The sequence below is a fragment of the Mycobacterium zoologicum genome (assembly GCF_020181635.2).
Taxonomy (GTDB): Bacteria; Actinomycetota; Actinomycetes; order Mycobacteriales; family Mycobacteriaceae; genus Mycobacterium; species Mycobacterium zoologicum.
Genome location: NZ_JAYJJS010000032.1, coordinates 38138 through 53999, shown reverse-complemented (window position 1 = coordinate 53999; position 15862 = coordinate 38138). Strand labels below are relative to the sequence as shown.

Below are 15862 nucleotides of genomic sequence, written 5' to 3'. Positions count from 1 at the left end.
GCCCACTTTCATGCCGCCCCACCGAGGGTCATCCACAGGTTCTGATCATTGCTCGACTCAACGAGAGCGTCGTCGCCAACGTGTACACGATGCAGCATCACGCCGGCTGCACCAACGACGTCACGATCAACCCGCAGCTACAACTCGCCGCACAGCGGCACACCCTCGATGTTTTGAACAATCGCAACCTCGACGGGGACATCGGTTCAGACGGGTCCACCCCCCAGGACCGCGCGAACGCGGCCGGCTACCAGGGGCAGGCGGCCGAAACAGTGGCGATCAATCAGTCCATCGCAATCAGTGGCAACGACCTGCTCAACCGCTGGTACTACGACCCCGCCTATAACGCCATAATGTCCAACTGCGCCAATAGCCAAATGGGTGTGTGGTCAGAGAACAGTCCAGACCGCACTGTCGTGGTGGCCGTCTACGGACAACCCCAACAACCAACTGGCACCAGCCCAAGTGCGGACGGAACGTCGCCGCCCGCCGCCCAAAAGCAGCGGAATATTCCGCTCGATCCCGCCCCTGACTATGACATGAGCGACGAGGTTGAGTTTGGTGTCAACTGGTGGGCCTGGATCCTGCGGGGTGTCTACCCGCCGCCCGCCTATCCGCCGCGATAGCTAAGCAAGCCTGGCTCTTTCACGTCGTTCGAGGTGTGCGGGCGCCGTTGCTGACACACGCGCACTGCCAGGGGCGCCATGATCGATCGGCATGGGGCCGCAACCCGTTCGATAGAACCATGCCGAGCCGGGACGATGACAGCATCACCGCGCACACTAACCGCCGACGGTGATGGGAGGCTCACCAACAGGGCCGACATGCGTCTGCACGCTGGTGATGCCGACGTCCACCCTTTCACGTGGGCGTCCGTCGGCATCACCAGCGACGGTCAATCACCTCTGTGGTCGCCATCCGAAGATACGGCCACCAAGCGAATGCGCCGGTCCCTCCGGCGGGTCAGGCGTTTGCCAGCTCCGGCGGTTTGACGGCGTCGGGGTCAGGATTGGCGATTGGCAGGCCCATGAAGCGCCGCGCGTTGTCACCCATGAAGTCGTAGGTACGCCGAACGTCCATGCCCTCGGCGTACTTCCAATATCCCTTCGGCTCTGCCAGGCCCTCGGGGTGCGGCCAATCGGAACCGAACAACACCTTGTCCCACCCAACGGTCTCGACGACATCGGCGACCGAGCCCTCCCAGAACGGACTGACCCAAATGTTGCGGCGGAACACGTCATGCGGCTGTTCAGGGAAGTTCTGTGGCATCTTGCTGTAGGTCAACGCCAGATCATCGAAGAGCGGTTTGATCCACGAACTGCCGTTCTCCACGCTGGCGATACGCAGCTTCGGGAACCGGCTGAGCGTGCCGTGGCAGATCAGACTGGTCAGCATGTCGGCAATCTCGCGGTGGCCCAGCGCAGTCCACTTGAACGCTGACATCTCGAATGCATTGCTGGTATCCGCCGGCTCCCACTTCTCTATGTATTCCTGCAGTGGTGGCTGGCTCGCGTGCAGGACGATGGGTAGACCGGCGTCCTCGACATCGTGCCAGAACGGATCGAATTCGGGCAGCGCCGGCGAACGCCAGCCTTTGTAGCCGTAGACCGGGGCTGGCTTGATCAGGGCGACCTTGGCGCCGTTGTCCAAGATGTACTCCAGCTCTCGACGTGCCTCGTCGACGAGCCCCAGGGTGAGCACCGGCGTCGAGTAGATCCGGTTGGCGTGGCTGTAGCCCCAGTGCTCGAGCATCCACTGATTGAGCGCGTGAATGATCGCCGCGGTCAGCTCGGGATCCTCAGCGGCGGAATGCTCGACCAGATTGGCCAGCGTCGGGTAATTCAAGCACGCGTCGACGCCCTGGCGGTCGAGCTCGGCGATCCGGTCTTCGGGATTGCGCGACGCAGCGGGCGCATCGATGCCCCGCCCGGACATTTCCCGCATCGTCAGGCCCTCAGGGTTCTGGCCGGAGTAGAACTTCTCGTGCGCGCCTGGGGCGGCAACCCGTTCGAACGTCGGGTTCGGCATGTAATCGGTGATCCTGTTCAGGATCGCGATCCGCGTGTGCCTGCCCATCTGGACGAACTGCACTTTCGACTTGTAGCGGTCGGGGAGGTGTCGGGTCAGCGCATCGGGATTCTCATACATGTGCTGGTCGGCATCGAAGATCGGTGCATCAGTGAACTGGCTGGCGGACTGCATCATCGGCTTCTCCCTTACTTCAACGTGGGTTGACTAGAGCTTCGCCCAACTTGACGATTGTGTCAAGTCGCGGCTCTGAAATACGTTACCAATAGCCTTGAAGTGCTTGGATTGAACTTGACCATACCGTCATATACATTCGTCACATGACGGTTACCACCCGCGTTCCCGCAGAATCGCAGCCGGACGTCAGCCGTGGCGAGCGGACTCGGTCGGCGATCCTGGACGCCAGCCGCCGACTGTTCCTGGAACGCGGCTACTCCGGCACCCCGATCAACGCGATCACCGAGGAGTGCGGCATTTCGCGGGCCGGCTTTTACACCTACTTCAAGGACAAGCGGGAGATCTTCAACGTCCTCGGTAACACGGCGTATCAAGAAGTCCTCGCGGTCATCGCCGAGTGGGCCGATGCCGAGGAACCCTTCGGGCCAGCGGAGATTCAGTCTTGGGTCGGTCACTACTTCGACTACATGGATCACCACGGCGCGTTCGTGCTGGCCTCGGCGCACTCCGCCCCCGACGACGACGCATTCCACAACTCCCGTAATCGCATGGTGACCAGAGCCTCGTGGAAGTTGGGACAGGCCATCGCCGGCGATGGTCTGCACTCGCCGGATGTCATCGGTGTCGCGGCGATGGGCTTGTTGGACCGAGCATGGCACACGGTTCACCGACAGACCGTCGCTGTCGAACGCGACGAGATGATCTCGGTGGTCACCGAAATGATCGCCCCGATGGCGGCCCGTTCCGGAGCCTAGCCCGCCCCGGCTGGCCGGAACGCGAAGGTCAGCAACGATTCGCCGTCGGCGGTCTGAAGCGTCGTGGTGGTCGATATCAACGGCTGCCCGATGTGCAGGTCGGCCGGGTCCACATCCACGATCAGCGTCTCCACCAGCACGCCCTCGGCCAACTCGACGAAACCCACCACATACGGTTGGAACACCCCGGGCGACCGATCGCCCTTGTACGGCAGCGGCGGGGCGAACTCCTGCGTGGTGTAGGTGTAAAGCGTTCCCTCGGTGGACAACTCGATGGGCTCGATGTCCGCTTGGATATCTGGCGCACCATCGAAAAGCTCGGGCCGCTCTGCCGGGAACTTCACCACGCCAGTCGCACGTCGGCGGGAGCCGAACAGCACTGCACGGTCGCCGTCGACCCGGAACAACCCCTCTGTGATCAATGCGCTCATCTCAAACCACCTCGATAACCATCGCAGCGCCCATGCCACCGCCGGCGCACATGGACAGGACGCCAATACCGCCGCCGCGGCGCCGCAGTTCGTAGATGGCCGACGTCACCATGCGCGCGCCGGTGGCGGCAATCGGATGGCCGAGACTGATTCCCGACCCGTAGACGTTGACAATCTCCTCGTCGAGGCCGAGTTCGGCCGCGCAGGCGACCGCCTGGGCGGCGAACGCCTCGTTGATCTCGAACAGCGCCACATCCTCGAGTTTGCGCCCGGCCAACTCTAGCGCCTTCGGAATTGCCGAAATAGGTCCACTACCCGTGCGATTCGGCGGAACACCGACCGAACTCCAGGACAGCACATGCGCCAATACGTCGCTGCGGCTATCCGGTCTCGCCAGTGCCACCACCGCGGCGGCATCGTTGATGCCCGAGGAGTTGCCGGCCGTCACGGTGAACCCGTCGATTTCGGGGTGCAAGACCCTCAGTGCGGCGAGCGTGTCCGCGGTGGTGTCGCGGCGCGGATGCTCGTCCTGGGTGAACGTCTTGAAGCTGCCGTCGGGCTGGGGCACCTCGATCGGCACGATCTCGTCAACGAAGGATCCGGCGTCGATCGCTTTTACCGCGCGCTGGTGGCTGCGTAACGCCCATTCGTCCTGCGCCTGACGCGAGATGCCGTACTGAACGGCACAGTTGTGGGCCACCGTGATCGACATGTCCAGTGCGGGAGCGTCGTCGGTGGGCGGATGCGAGAACGGGTACCACGGATCCTGGTAGTCCTCCGGCGCCTTACCGCTGGTGAACGGTTTGCGTTTACGCAGCAGTGGTGCGGTCGAGCAGGATTCCATGCCACCGGCCAAGACCGCTCGGCTCATGCCCGCCGCGATCTGTCCGGCGCCGACGGCGATCGCCGAGAGACTGGAGGCGCACTGTCGGTTGACCGCCATGCCCGGGATTTCAACAAGGCCCAGATCCACCGCGATGTAACGAGCGCTGTCACCACCGCCCTGCATGCTCTCGGCCAGGATGAAGTCGTCGAACTCGGCGGGATCGAGCCCGGACCGAGCAACGGTCCCGGCCACCGTCGGTTTGGCCAAGTCGATGGCCGGCATGTTGGCCAGGGTGCCTCTACGTGCGGTGCCGATCGCGGTGCGGGCGGCGCCTACGATCGCTGCACGGGACGTGGTTGCAGCCATGTGTCTCCCAAGGTCGTCGGTCAGGCCACCGGGCGGGGGCCCGGCGAGTGCGATCAGTCTATACCGTTAAATAGATAGCGGTATCACTGCATAGGAATTTTAGGAGCGGCCATGAGAGTGATCGGATCCGTTGACGAGGCGGTCCAGGCGATCGGAGCAGAACTCGGCGTTACAAACTGGCTGGAAGTGGACCAGAAACGCATCGACGCATTCGCCGACGTCACGGAGGACCACCAGTGGATCCACGTCGACACCGATCGCGCCAAGGCCGAAAGTCCTTATGGTGCAACGATTGCGCACGGTTTCCTCACCTTGTCGCTGATACCGGGCGTCAGCAAGCAGAACTACCGCGTCGAGAACGCCAAGATGGGCATCAACTACGGCCTGAACAAGGTGCGATTTCTGGCGCCCGTCACCGCGGGTAGCCGGGTCCGGGTGCGTTCCGCACTGATCGATGCCGTGAAGGTCGACGACAGCATCGTCAACTTGACCGTGCGACACACCGTCGAGATCGATGGGTCCGACAAGCCGGCCGCGGTGGCCGACCTGATCGCGCGTTTCGTGTTCTGATTGACCTAACCTCCCAGAATCCGTTAAATGTTTTCAGGAATACCGCGCCCGGCGCTAGACTCCGGTCGCGATCAGCTTGAGTTTGCAACCCGGTCGGAAGGTTCGATGATTCTCAACATGCCAGCCGCTGTGTCACCGGCGGCAATGTGATGACGGGTGGTCCGTTCGGCGGGAAGGCGGTCCTGACTGGCGCCGGTAAATCGCAGGTCGGTCGTCGGCTCGGCCGAACCGGCCTGGAGCTGACGCTGGAAGCGGTGCTGCGCGCCATCACCGATGCGGGCTTGACCGTCGACGACATCGACGGCATCGCCAGCTACCCCGGGCCCGGTGTACCCGACCCAGGCTTTTCAGGGGCGACCATCACCGAGGTCCGCAACGCGCTGGGTATGCGCTGTCGCTGGTACGTCTCGGCGATGGAGACGGCAGGACAGATCGGCCCGGCGATCGAGGCGTGCATGGCTGTCACGCTCGGGTTGGCGAACCACGTCGTGGTCTACCGGTCGGTCTGGGAGTCCACCGCCGCGGAGCAGGCCGGCGGTGGGCGGGCGTCGGTGCTGTTCACCGGCGGCAACTTGCCTCCCCATCTGGAGTGGGTTGCGCCATTCGGTGCGCTCTCGGCGGCGAACTGGTTGGCCATGCCGGCCCAGCGCTACATGCACGATTTCGGGTTCACGCGCGAGCAGCTCGGCTACATCGCCATCAACGCGCGCCGCAACGCTGGGCTCAATCCCGACGCGATCTACCGCGAGCCCATGACGATGGATGACTACCTGAACGCCCGGATGATCTCCGAGCCACTGTGCCTGTACGACTGTGACGTCCCGTGTGATGGCGCGACCGCGGTCATTGTGTCACGGCGCGACGCCGCGAAGGGCCTACCTCGCCACCCGCTGACCGTGGAATCGGTGGGGCCCGGAATGTTTGAACGCGCCACCTGGGATCAGCGGTCGGATGTCACAACGATGGCCGCTCATGATTCCGCCGCGACGCTGTGGGAGAACACCGCGCTGACGCCGGCCGACGTCGACATGGCTCAGCTCTACGACGGCTTCAGCTTCCTGACGGTGATGTGGCTGGAGGCCATGGGGTTTTGTGAGCACGGCAAGGCGGGGCACTTCATCGACGGTGGTGAACGCATCGCACTCGACGGTTCACTGCCGCTCAACACCAGCGGCGGGCAGCTGTCGGGCGGTCGATTGCACGGCATGGGGTTCCTTCACGAAGCGTGCGTGCAGTTGTGGGGTGAGGGCGGTGACCGGCAGGCGCCGAAGACGCCCGAGGTAGTGGCGGTCGGCGTCGGCGGTGGACCGGTGGCCGGATCGATGTTGCTCAGTAGTCGGTAATACCGGCTCGGACGTTGGGCAGTGTCATCACCGACAGCGCCCTGCGGTATCCGAATGGTGACCACATAGGTGCCACTCGTCGTGGCGAGAACGTGTGCTCGCCGGGGGTCGACGACGCGGTCAGTCGGTTGGCCGGAGTGGTCCTACGCTTTGATCAGCCCGCCAGGCAAGAAGTGGGGTCAGACGGTGTGTTCGGGCTGCCGTCACCGGACAAGGCTATCCACAATCAGATAAATGAATTACTCTTTTACCTGTTATGAAGCAATTGAAGCGGCTCACTGTCCTGGCCCTGGGGGCCCCCCTTACCCTCAGCACGGTCATGGTCGCCGTACCGACGGCGTCGGCAGACGAGATCGGGTATCTGGTCAATGTGAATGTCCGGCCGGGCTACAACTTCGCCAATGCCGACCAAGCGCTCGCCTACGGCCGTGGTATCTGTGACAAGATCGCCAGCGGCGAGAGATACGCCCAGTTGGCGGGGGACGTCAAAGCAGACTTCAGCACGTCTGACGAATTCCAGGCGTCGTATCTCATCGGTCAGTCCGCAGAGGAACTGTGCCCAGAGCTCATCTGGCAGCTACGCAATTCGGCCGCCGGGTACCGCCCACCCGCGTAGCCGCGCCGTACGTCAGCCGGACAGTCGCGATGTCGTCGGCCCAGCACGGTCCCGCGCCGCCGCCGAGCTCAGTCGCTCGCAGGCAGCGGCTTAGCCTCCTTGAGCGCCAGTGCGGTCGTCCCGACACTGAGCGTTCCGCTACCAGCCTTGGTGACCAACACCTCGGCACCGGTCGTGTCGACATAACGCTTGCCCATCGCGTTGCCGTCGGAGAACGCTGGGTCTGGCGCTGCGTCCGCCGGCCGATCAGAGCCCACCGGCACCATCGACCGGCCGCCGCAGCGGAGATCGCCGAGGCTGTCGGCGGCCTTGACGACGATGACCTGGGTATCACACACCTGGCTCTGCAAGCGGGTGCCGCTCTTGACCACGTTTTCTCCTTGTTTTCTCGAAACTACCGTTACTACTCGGCGGCGACGAACTTGAGGTCCTCGACAAGCTCGCGGCGCAATACCTTCCCCGTGGGAGTACAGGGCAGCTGATCCCGAAACACAATCCGGTCCGGAGTTCGCGATCCGCGCAGCGTTCTGCGCGCGAACTCCCGCAACTCGCCCGGCCGGGGGCTGCGCCCGTACTCGGGCACCACCACCGCGACAATGATCTGGCCCCATTCGGGATCGTCGAGGCCCACGACCGCAACGTCGTGGATATCGGGATGCTCGATCAGCACGTCCTCAACTTCAGACGGGGCAATGTTTTCACCGCCACGGATAATCGTGTCGTCGGATCGCCCCCCAATGAATAGGTAGCCGGCGTCATCGCACATCGCGACGTCTCTGGTTGGGAACCAGCCCTGTGCATCCAGCACCGAACCGATCTCGGCATACTTGCCCGAGACTTGCGGGCCCCGCACGAACAGTTCGCCGGTCTCGCCTGCCCCCAGCACCGTTCCGTTCTCAGCGCGGATCTGCACCTCGACGCCGGGCACCGGACGTCCGACCGAGCCCAGCCGCCGCGCGACCATGTCATCGCGCGCGCCATGAGCCGCCCGGTGATCCTCCGGAGTAAGCACCGCGATGGTCGAGCTGGTCTCGGTCAACCCATAGGCGTTGACGAACCCGACACCCGGAAGCAGATCCATCGCCTTGCGCACTAGCGGTAATCCCACCTTCGAACCGCCGTACGCGAGATTGCGCAGCGTCGGCAACTCGGTCGGCTCGCTTTCCAACACCGCGACGATCCGGTCCAGCATCGTCGGCACCACCGTTGCGGTCGTCACTCGCTCACGGCCGACCAGGTGCACCCACTCCTGCGCGTCGAATCTACGGAGATACACGACCTTTCGACCGGCATAGACATTCGACAGCGCGGCGCCCACCCCGGCGATGTGGTAGGGCGGAACGCACACCAACGCTGCATCATCAGCGGCAGCGGAGCCGAAATCCACCGTACCCGTCACGTAGCTGGTGAGGTTGTTATGCGACAGCTCAACGGCTTTGGGGCGTGACGTCGTACCTGAGGTGAACAACACGATCGCCACGTCGTCGGGATCGGCGAACTCCGATACAGGGTCGGTCGTGCGCGCGGCGGCGACGAACTCGTCGGAGGTCATCACCGGCCTGCCCGCATTCGAGACAACGTCCAGGTACTCACTGTCGGCCACGATCAGCGGGTCGGGCAGCCGGTCAATCAGCTGGCGCAGCCCGCTCTCACTCAATCGGTAGTTCAGAGGCGTTAAGGCCCTACCGGCCCGGGCCGACGCGAAGATCAACAGCGGCAGAAGCACGCCGCCCGCGCCGACGTAAACCACATGCCGTGCCCCCGACGCCGCGATCACCCCCGCTCCCCCATCGGCCAGTTCGCTGAGTTCGGCGGTCGTGAACCGGACTCCGTGGTCTACCACGGCCTCGCGATCCGGGTCACCCGAAACCGCCATTTCCAACAACAACGAAATACTCAACGCTTCAGCCCTCACTCGCAACGCCCGCAGTCGCCCAGCTCGAGGCGATGCGGCGATTCTAAACCCTTGCACCTAATCCGATATATAGTTATAGACTTAACGATACCGAAGTCAAAGTGCCGGCGCGGCCAGCAGGCTCATGACCTGCCTGGACGCCCGAAAGGAGCCCCATGAGCAGCAAGCCCGACATCGCGATCATTGGCGTCGGACTCCACCCCTTCGGCCGCTACGAGGGCAGATCGGCATTGGACATGGGCGCGGTGGCGATCAACAGAGCACTGCGGGATGCCGGTGTGAACTGGGCCGATGTGGGCAGTCTGTACGCCGGCAGCCTGGAGGTGTCCAACCCGGAGGCCGTCACAGGCTTGGTCGGCATGACAGGAGTGCCGGCACGCGCCACGCTGAGTGGCTGCGCCACCGGCAACTCGCTGCTGACCCTCGCCGCCCGCGATGTGCAGCTCGGTGAGGCAGACATCGCCGTCGGCGTCGGGCTGGACAAGCATCCACGCGGCGCGTTCGGTGCCGACCCGTCGGTTTCCGGACTGCCACAGTGGTACGGCGATCAGGGCATGTTCCTGACCACGCACTACTTCGGCACCAAGATCATGCGTTACATGCACGACCACGGTGTCACCGAACAGGCGCTGGCCCGCGTCGCCGCGAAGAACTTTTCCAACGGCGCCCTGGCCCCACACGCCTGGCGCCGCAAACCGATGAGTGCCGAAGCGATCCTCGACTCGCCGGTTGTGAACGCCCCACTGCGCCAATACATGTACTGCAACCCCAACGAGGGTGCCGCCGCCGTGGTGGTGTGCCGCGCCGAGGTGGCCAAGCAGTACACCGACACACCGATCTATCTACGCTCCACTGCGCTGCGCAGCCGCCGGGACGGCGCCTACGAGCTGTTACGAACATCGATCGAGCTGCCGTTAGCGTCCGGGACCACAGCGGAGGCCGCCAAGGCCGCCTACGAGCAGGCCGGCGTGGGACCCGAGGACATCGACATCGCCCAGCTTCAGGACACCGACTCAGGATCGGAGATCATCCACATGGCCGAGACCGGGTTGTGCAAAGACGGTGAACAGGAGGCACTACTCGCCGACGGCGCCACCGAAATCGGCGGTCGCTTACCGATCAACACCGACGGCGGCCTGTTGGCCAACGGTGAACCGGTCGGCGCATCGGGCCTGCGGCAAGTTTACGAATTGGTACACCAGTTACGCGGCACCGCCGGTGACAGGCAGGTACCCAACAATCCGCGCGTGGCGCTGGCCCAGCTCTACGGGGCGCCGGGAACCGCAGCAGTCGCAATCCTGAGCAGGTAGACCAACGCAAGGAGCAGTCGATGACCGACACCCGGAGCGAACCGCGGCCGCGCGCCGAGGTGGACCTTGACCATCATTCAGCCGAATTCCGCCAGGATCCGCACGGGGCATTTCGTCGGATGCGGGAATCGGGTTGTCCGGTGGCGCACTCGTCGCACCACGACGGCTTTTGGGCGTTGACGGACTACGCTTCGGTCTTCGAGGCAGCCCGTGACGACGCCCTGTTCAACTCGTATCCGTCGGTGGGAGTGCCAGCCAGCGAGTTGCCGTTGCCGATCCTTCCGATCGAATCTGACCCCCCGGAGACCCAGGAGTTGCGCGAGGCAACGTTGCGGAGGTTCTCCCCCGGGGCTGCGGAACGGTTCCGGGCCGCCGCCGTAGAGATGGCCACCGAGGCGATCGATGCCTTCATCGAACGCGGCCAGTGCGATGTGGTCGGCGAGCTGACCACACCGCTGCCGGCGCGCCTGATCCTGCGGTTGCTGGAGTTCGACGAATCCCGGGCCATGGAGTGGGTGCACTGGGTGCACAGCACCGTGCACGATCGCGCCCATGACCCGGAGAAAGCCAATGTGGCCGGGATGGAGATGTTCGGCGAGATCGTCAAGCACATGGAACAGCGGCGCGCCGAAGGCCTGCGCGACGAGCTGTTCAGCGACATCCTGCGCGGCACCCTCAACGGCGAACCGCTCGATGACGGCCAGATCACCATGTACACCGTCCTGATGATGCTCGGCGCCATGGACACCACCAGCGGGTTCACCGGCAATGTGCTGTTGCGCCTTTGCCGCGACACCGAACTGCGCCAACAATTCATCGCCGACCCGAGCCTGATCAAAAAGGGCACCGACGAGCTGCTTCGGCTCTACACGCCCACGCTCGGACTGGCCCGCACCGTCTCCCGCGACGCCGAGTTCCACGGCCAGCCGCTGCGCGAGGGGGATCGGGCGATCCTGATGTGGGCAGCCGCCAACCGCGACCCGGCCATGTTCGAAGACCCCGACACGCTGGACCTGTCGCGCGCTAACGCCAAAAAACACATGGCATTCGGAATTGGCATGCACCGCTGCCTGGGCTCGCACTACGCCAAGATGATGTTCGAAGTACTGATCAGTCAGGTCCTGCAACGGCTGCCCGACTTCGAACTCGCCGGCGAACCAACCTTCTTCGAGGACGCCGGCGAGGTCTACGCGGTGCGCGAACTACCCATCAAATTCACCCCCGGCACCCGTATCGGCAACGCGGAGTAGTGGTCGCGCCCCCGACCACCGGCGTGTTCACTGCAGCCCGCCGCAGCGCGGGCCGCAGCGGCTGGAGTTTCATCGCCCAAATTGGTTAAATAGTTATAGCTATTGTAAAAAGTGAGGAGGCACAGCGGTGACGGCTGGGACCATCGCCGGGCTGCTTGACACGTCAGCCTCAGCACGACCGGGCCGGCCGCTGTTGCACGACACCGCCGGCAACACACTCACCATCGCCGACGTTGCCGTCCTGACCTCCGCCGCTACCGGTTGGCTGTGGGAGGCCGGGATCCGCCGCGGAATGACGGTAGCCTGGCAGCTCCCGTCGAATATAGCTGCGGGACTGGTGATGTTGGCGCTGGCTCGCAGCGACGTCACCCAGGCGCCAATACTGCACCTGTACCGCGAACGCGAGGTGGCCGCGGCCTGCGATGTTGCGGGGGCCGACGTCGTCGTGGTCGACGAGTCGACGGCCGCTAACGCACCGGCCGGGGCTCGGGTCGTCGCTTTACCGGCCGACCTTGTCGATCGGCTGCGGGCGTTGCCGGGGAGGCCGCATCCGGAGCTCGCCGGTCAGCGTTCGGCCCAGGATTCCCGATGGGTGTACTTCACGTCCGGCACCACCGGGCAGCCTAAGGGGGTGCGGCACTCGGATGCCACACTGTTGGCTGCGGCTCGCGGATTCGCCGCGCATCTGGGCCTCGGCGACCACCCCGGCGAGGTCGGAACCGTGGTCTTTCCGATCGCACATATCGGCGGGATGGTCTACCTCGCTGCCGCCCTGCTGGCTGACATGCCATTGGTGATGATCCCCAAGGTCGCCGAGGACCTTCCCGAGCTGCTCGCCAGGCACCACGTCACCGTTACCGGGGCGAGCACCGCCTTTTATCAGATGCTGCTGTCGGCGCAGCTGGCCTCAGGCAGCGCTGAACCCCTGGTTCCATCGCTGCGAATGCTGATTGGTGGCGGCGCGAGTTGTCCGCCTGAACTGCACAAACGAGTGCGAGACTGCATGGGAATCCCGATCGTGCATGCATACGGCATGACTGAGGCGGCGATGGTGTGCGTCAGCAAAAGCTCCGACACCGAAGAACAGCAAAGCTGCAGCTCCGGCCCGCCGATTGCCGGCGCGGCCGTCCGAATCAGTCCAACCGATGAGATTGAGGTGCGGGGGGCCAATCTAGCCCCAGGCTATGTTGACACCCAGCAATGGGCCGACACCACGACGTCGGATGGCTGGTTTCGGACCGGCGATCAAGGCTACCTGCGGCCCGATGGTCGGATCGTGGTCACCGGCCGCACGAAGGAACTGATCATCCGCAAAGGCGAGAACATTGCGCCCGACGAAATCGAGAACGAGCTGCTGGCGCACCCGCTGGTCGACGAAGTCGCGGTGTTGGGTCAACCCGACGAGCTGCGCGGCGAATTGGTGTGCGCGGTGGTCCGGCGTTCCCGCCGTCACCGCGACGTCACCCTGGGCGAGCTGTGCGCCTTCCTCGACGCACGCGGACTGATGAAGCAGAAGTGGCCTGAGCGTTTGGTCATCATCGATGAGTTCCCCCTAACGGGACTGGGCAAGGTGGCGAAGTCAGAACTCGCCCAACACATTGCAGGAGGAAACCGATGACGGGGTTATCCGCCGATGAGCGTCAGGAGCTAGCGCAGTCGGTGCGCGCCGCCTGCGATCGTTTCGTTCCGGAGGAGCAGGTTCGCGCCGTGGCCTATTGCGACCAGCGCGGCGGCGTGGATGTCGGCCTGTGGAAGGTGCTGTGCAGTCAGGTCGGGGTCGCAGCGATCGCCTTGCCCGAGAGGCTCGGCGGCGCCAGCTATGGCGCCCCCGCACTGGGCGTGGTTGCCCACCAACTCGGCCGCGCGCTGGCACCGGTTCCGTTCGTCGCCTCCACGGTGCTCGCGACAGGTCTGCTGCTCGGCGTCCGCGAGGGGGATCCCGACACGGAGAAGTGCCTGTCCGGTCTACTTGACGGCCAACGAACCGCAGCAGCCGCGATTACCGACGACGGTGGACTGTGGCATCACGGTGCGGTGACACTGGCCGCGAGCCGCCGCGGCGCTGGTTGGAGCATCAACGGCGCGGTCCGCCATGTTCTCAATGGCACGGCTGCCGACGATGTGGTTGTCGTTGCCATGGCCGACAACGAGCCCGCGCTATTCCTGGTGGACCCGACGGCCGAGGGCATCACCATCGAAGCGGAGCGGGTGCTCGACGGCACCCGTCCGATGGCCACCATCACCTTCTCCGAGGCTTCGGCGACGCGGCTGACCGTCGAGGGCCCCGTCGGGGACCTGATCGAACGCAATGTCACTCTGACGTTGGCGGTTTTGGCCGCCGAGCAGGTCGGCGCGTGCGAACGAGTGCTGGAGATCGCCACCGATTATGCGCGCACCCGTGAACAGTTCGGCCGCCCGATCGGCACCTTCCAGGCCATCAAGCACAAGTGCGCCGACATGTTGGTCGACCTTGAGTGGGCACGTTCGGCGGCGCAGGCAGCCCTGCAGGCGGTCAGTGGTGAGGCGGGGGAAACGGCCAGCGAGGCGGGGTGGCGCGCCAGCATGGCCAAGGCGGTCTGCTCCGAGGCCCTACGCAATGCCGCGCACGCCAACATCCAGATCCGCGGCGGCATCGGCTTCACCTGGGAGGACTCCGCTCATCTCTACCTGCGCCGCGCCCGCACCGACGAGGTGCTGTTCGGCACGCCCGGACAGCACTGGGACCGGCTCGCGGCGGTAGCCGCGCCGCTCTGAGCCGCTGCCGGCCATCGTCCGCTTGCCCGACGCCCGACCAGATGATTAGTATCACAGGTAAATAACTAAATGTTTTACGTTTTCTTTCGCAGAATTCCGATACCACACGAGGAGGCACTCGTGCCGCTGCAGCCCTGGATGGAATTGATTTCCGTCGACGATCACCTCATCGAGCATGCCAACGTGTGGCGCGACCGACTGCCTCAGCGGTATCTGGAGGCCGGACCCAAGATCATCGAATGGGAACGTCCCGACACCGGCCAAATGTGCCAGGTCTGGGAATACGAGGGACGCATCTACCCCTACATCGGACTGAATGCCGTCGCCGGTAAGAAGCCCGAGGAGTACGGCATCGAGCCGGTGCGCTACGACGACATGATTCCCGGCTGCTATGACCCCAAGGCCCGAGTGGCCGACATGGATATCGACGGCGTGCAGGCCATGACCTGCTTCCCGTCGTTCCCGCGGTTCGCCGGTGCGGTGTTCGCCGAGGGCGAGGACAAGGAACTGGCCAAGTTGTGTTCGGCGGCATGGAACGATTTCCACCTCGACGAGTGGGCGGCCACCGCACCCGACCGGTTCATTCCCGTCGCCATGCTGCCGTTCTGGGACGTCGAGACCAGCGTCAAGGAGATTCACCGGGTCGCCGCCAAGGGCGCAAAGTGTGTGACCTTCCCTGACCTGCCCGACCGGCTGGGACTGCCGTCGGTGCACTCCGATCACTGGGATCCGGTGCTCTCGGCGATGGAGGAGACCGACATGGTGCTGGCTCAGCACTTCGGGTCCGGCGGCTTCCCGCCGCCGATCGCTCCCGATGCACCGTTTGCGGTGTTCATCACGCTGATGGGGACGATGTCGATGACGTCGATGACGGACTGGCTGTTCTCCAACACCCTGTATCGCCACCCGAGACTCAAGATCGGCCTGTCCGAGGGCGGAATCGGATGGATCCCCTACATCCTGGAGCGCTGCGACAGCGTATGGCGCAAACACCGATTCTACAACAACATCAACCAGGACCACCCGCCGAGCTACCTTTTCAAGAAGCACATTCACGGCTGCTTCATCGAGGACGACTTCGGCGTGGAGGTGCGGCACACGATCGGCGTCGACAAGATCACCTGGGAATGCGACTACCCGCATTCGGACTCGTTCTGGCCGCAGAGCCGCGAGCGAGCCGCTCAAGCACTCCAGGATGTGCCCGACGACGAAGTGCACAAGATTGTCGAACTCAACGCCCGCGAGTTCTACAACTTCCCGCGGGCGGCGTGACCGCCGGGGAGGACGAGGTGGACCACGTTGAGCAGCTCCCGGTCTCCGACTGGGCAGATCAGGATTTGCTGACCAAAGACGAGGCAAGGCAACGACTCGCCGTCGAAATCGGTCGGTGCAAAGCTCAGCTGGACGATCTCAAGACCGCCAACGCCGACGACTCCGAGATCTCACTTCTGGCGCGCCGCCTCGGCGCGATGGAAGCGGTCCAGGGGGAATACGACGGCTACCTCGACGGGAAGTAATTTC

At 64.3% G+C, this 15862-nt stretch carries 16 protein-coding genes; 11 read left to right on the top strand and 5 right to left on the bottom strand.

Annotated elements, in window-relative coordinates; translation table 11 throughout:
* The first annotated feature begins 41 nt into the window (after positions 1–41).
* Positions 42–626, top strand: coding sequence for a CAP domain-containing protein (locus K6T84_RS20435; RefSeq protein WP_329786815.1), 585 nt, complete (start codon positions 42–44; stop codon positions 624–626).
* A gap of 337 nt (positions 627–963) precedes the next feature.
* On the opposite strand, the gene K6T84_RS20430 is transcribed toward K6T84_RS20435, so the two are convergent.
* Positions 964–2205, bottom strand: coding sequence for an amidohydrolase family protein (locus tag K6T84_RS20430; protein WP_408066154.1), 1242 nt, complete (start codon positions 2203–2205; stop codon positions 964–966).
* 143 nt (positions 2206–2348) lie between these two features.
* On the opposite strand from K6T84_RS20430, the gene K6T84_RS20425 reads away from it, so the two are divergent.
* Entirely contained in the window at positions 2349–2960 is a 612-nt protein-coding gene (locus tag K6T84_RS20425) for a TetR/AcrR family transcriptional regulator (protein ID WP_329786806.1), read from the top strand.
* On the opposite strand, the gene K6T84_RS20420 is transcribed toward K6T84_RS20425, so the two are convergent.
* Positions 2957–3391, bottom strand: coding sequence for a Zn-ribbon domain-containing OB-fold protein (locus K6T84_RS20420; protein ID WP_329786805.1), 435 nt, complete (start codon positions 3389–3391; stop codon positions 2957–2959). The two genes, K6T84_RS20425 and K6T84_RS20420, sit on opposite strands and share 4 nt — an antisense overlap.
* 1 nt (position 3392) lies before the next feature.
* On the bottom strand, positions 3393–4583 hold the full coding sequence (locus K6T84_RS20415) for a thiolase family protein (RefSeq protein WP_329786804.1): 1191 nt from the start codon (positions 4581–4583) through the stop codon (positions 3393–3395).
* A 111-nt stretch (positions 4584–4694) separates the two neighbouring features.
* Between K6T84_RS20415 and K6T84_RS20410 the strand changes: the two genes are divergently transcribed.
* The 3 genes from K6T84_RS20410 (at position 4695) to K6T84_RS20400 (ending at position 7112) form a co-directional block, all read left to right on the top strand.
* A complete protein-coding gene (locus K6T84_RS20410) occupies positions 4695–5153 on the top strand; it encodes a MaoC family dehydratase (protein WP_329786803.1) in 459 nt (152 codons plus the stop codon).
* 149 nt (positions 5154–5302) lie between these two features.
* A complete protein-coding gene (locus K6T84_RS20405) occupies positions 5303–6496 on the top strand; it encodes a thiolase family protein (protein WP_329786802.1) in 1194 nt (397 codons plus the stop codon).
* 319 nt (positions 6497–6815) lie between these two features.
* Positions 6816–7112 (top strand): DUF732 domain-containing protein, encoded by a 297-nt coding sequence (locus K6T84_RS20400; protein WP_329786813.1) that lies wholly within the window; start codon positions 6816–6818, stop codon positions 7110–7112.
* A gap of 68 nt (positions 7113–7180) precedes the next feature.
* Here K6T84_RS20400 and K6T84_RS20395 read toward each other — a convergent pair whose 3' ends face one another.
* Both K6T84_RS20395 and K6T84_RS20390 read right to left on the bottom strand, forming a co-directional pair.
* Positions 7181–7483 (bottom strand): hypothetical protein, encoded by a 303-nt coding sequence (locus K6T84_RS20395; RefSeq protein ID WP_329786801.1) that lies wholly within the window; start codon positions 7481–7483, stop codon positions 7181–7183.
* A gap of 32 nt (positions 7484–7515) precedes the next feature.
* On the bottom strand, positions 7516–9012 hold the full coding sequence (locus K6T84_RS20390) for a class I adenylate-forming enzyme family protein (RefSeq protein ID WP_329786800.1): 1497 nt from the start codon (positions 9010–9012) through the stop codon (positions 7516–7518).
* Between the two features lie 170 nt (positions 9013–9182).
* Here K6T84_RS20390 and K6T84_RS20385 point away from each other — a divergent pair, with 170 nt between their 5' ends.
* From K6T84_RS20385 to K6T84_RS20360, 6 genes are all read left to right on the top strand, one after another.
* On the top strand, positions 9183–10337 hold the full coding sequence (locus tag K6T84_RS20385) for a thiolase family protein (protein ID WP_329786799.1): 1155 nt from the start codon (positions 9183–9185) through the stop codon (positions 10335–10337).
* Between the two features lie 20 nt (positions 10338–10357).
* Positions 10358–11587: a cytochrome P450 gene (locus tag K6T84_RS20380; protein ID WP_329786798.1), complete on the top strand. Its 1230-nt coding sequence runs from the start codon at positions 10358–10360 to the stop codon at positions 11585–11587.
* A gap of 127 nt (positions 11588–11714) precedes the next feature.
* Positions 11715–13205: a class I adenylate-forming enzyme family protein gene (locus K6T84_RS20375; RefSeq protein ID WP_329786797.1), complete on the top strand. Its 1491-nt coding sequence runs from the start codon at positions 11715–11717 to the stop codon at positions 13203–13205.
* Entirely contained in the window at positions 13202–14341 is a 1140-nt protein-coding gene (locus tag K6T84_RS20370; protein WP_329786796.1) for an acyl-CoA dehydrogenase family protein, read from the top strand. The genes K6T84_RS20375 and K6T84_RS20370 overlap by 4 nt, the downstream gene beginning before the upstream one ends.
* Positions 14342–14461: 120 nt before the next feature.
* The gene (locus K6T84_RS20365; protein ID WP_329786795.1) at positions 14462–15613 is read left to right on the top strand and encodes an amidohydrolase family protein; all 1152 of its coding nucleotides are present in this window, start codon (positions 14462–14464) and stop codon (positions 15611–15613) included.
* A 17-nt stretch (positions 15614–15630) separates the two neighbouring features.
* Entirely contained in the window at positions 15631–15858 is a 228-nt protein-coding gene (locus tag K6T84_RS20360) for a hypothetical protein (RefSeq protein WP_329786794.1), read from the top strand.
* Positions 15859–15862 lie beyond the last annotated feature (4 nt).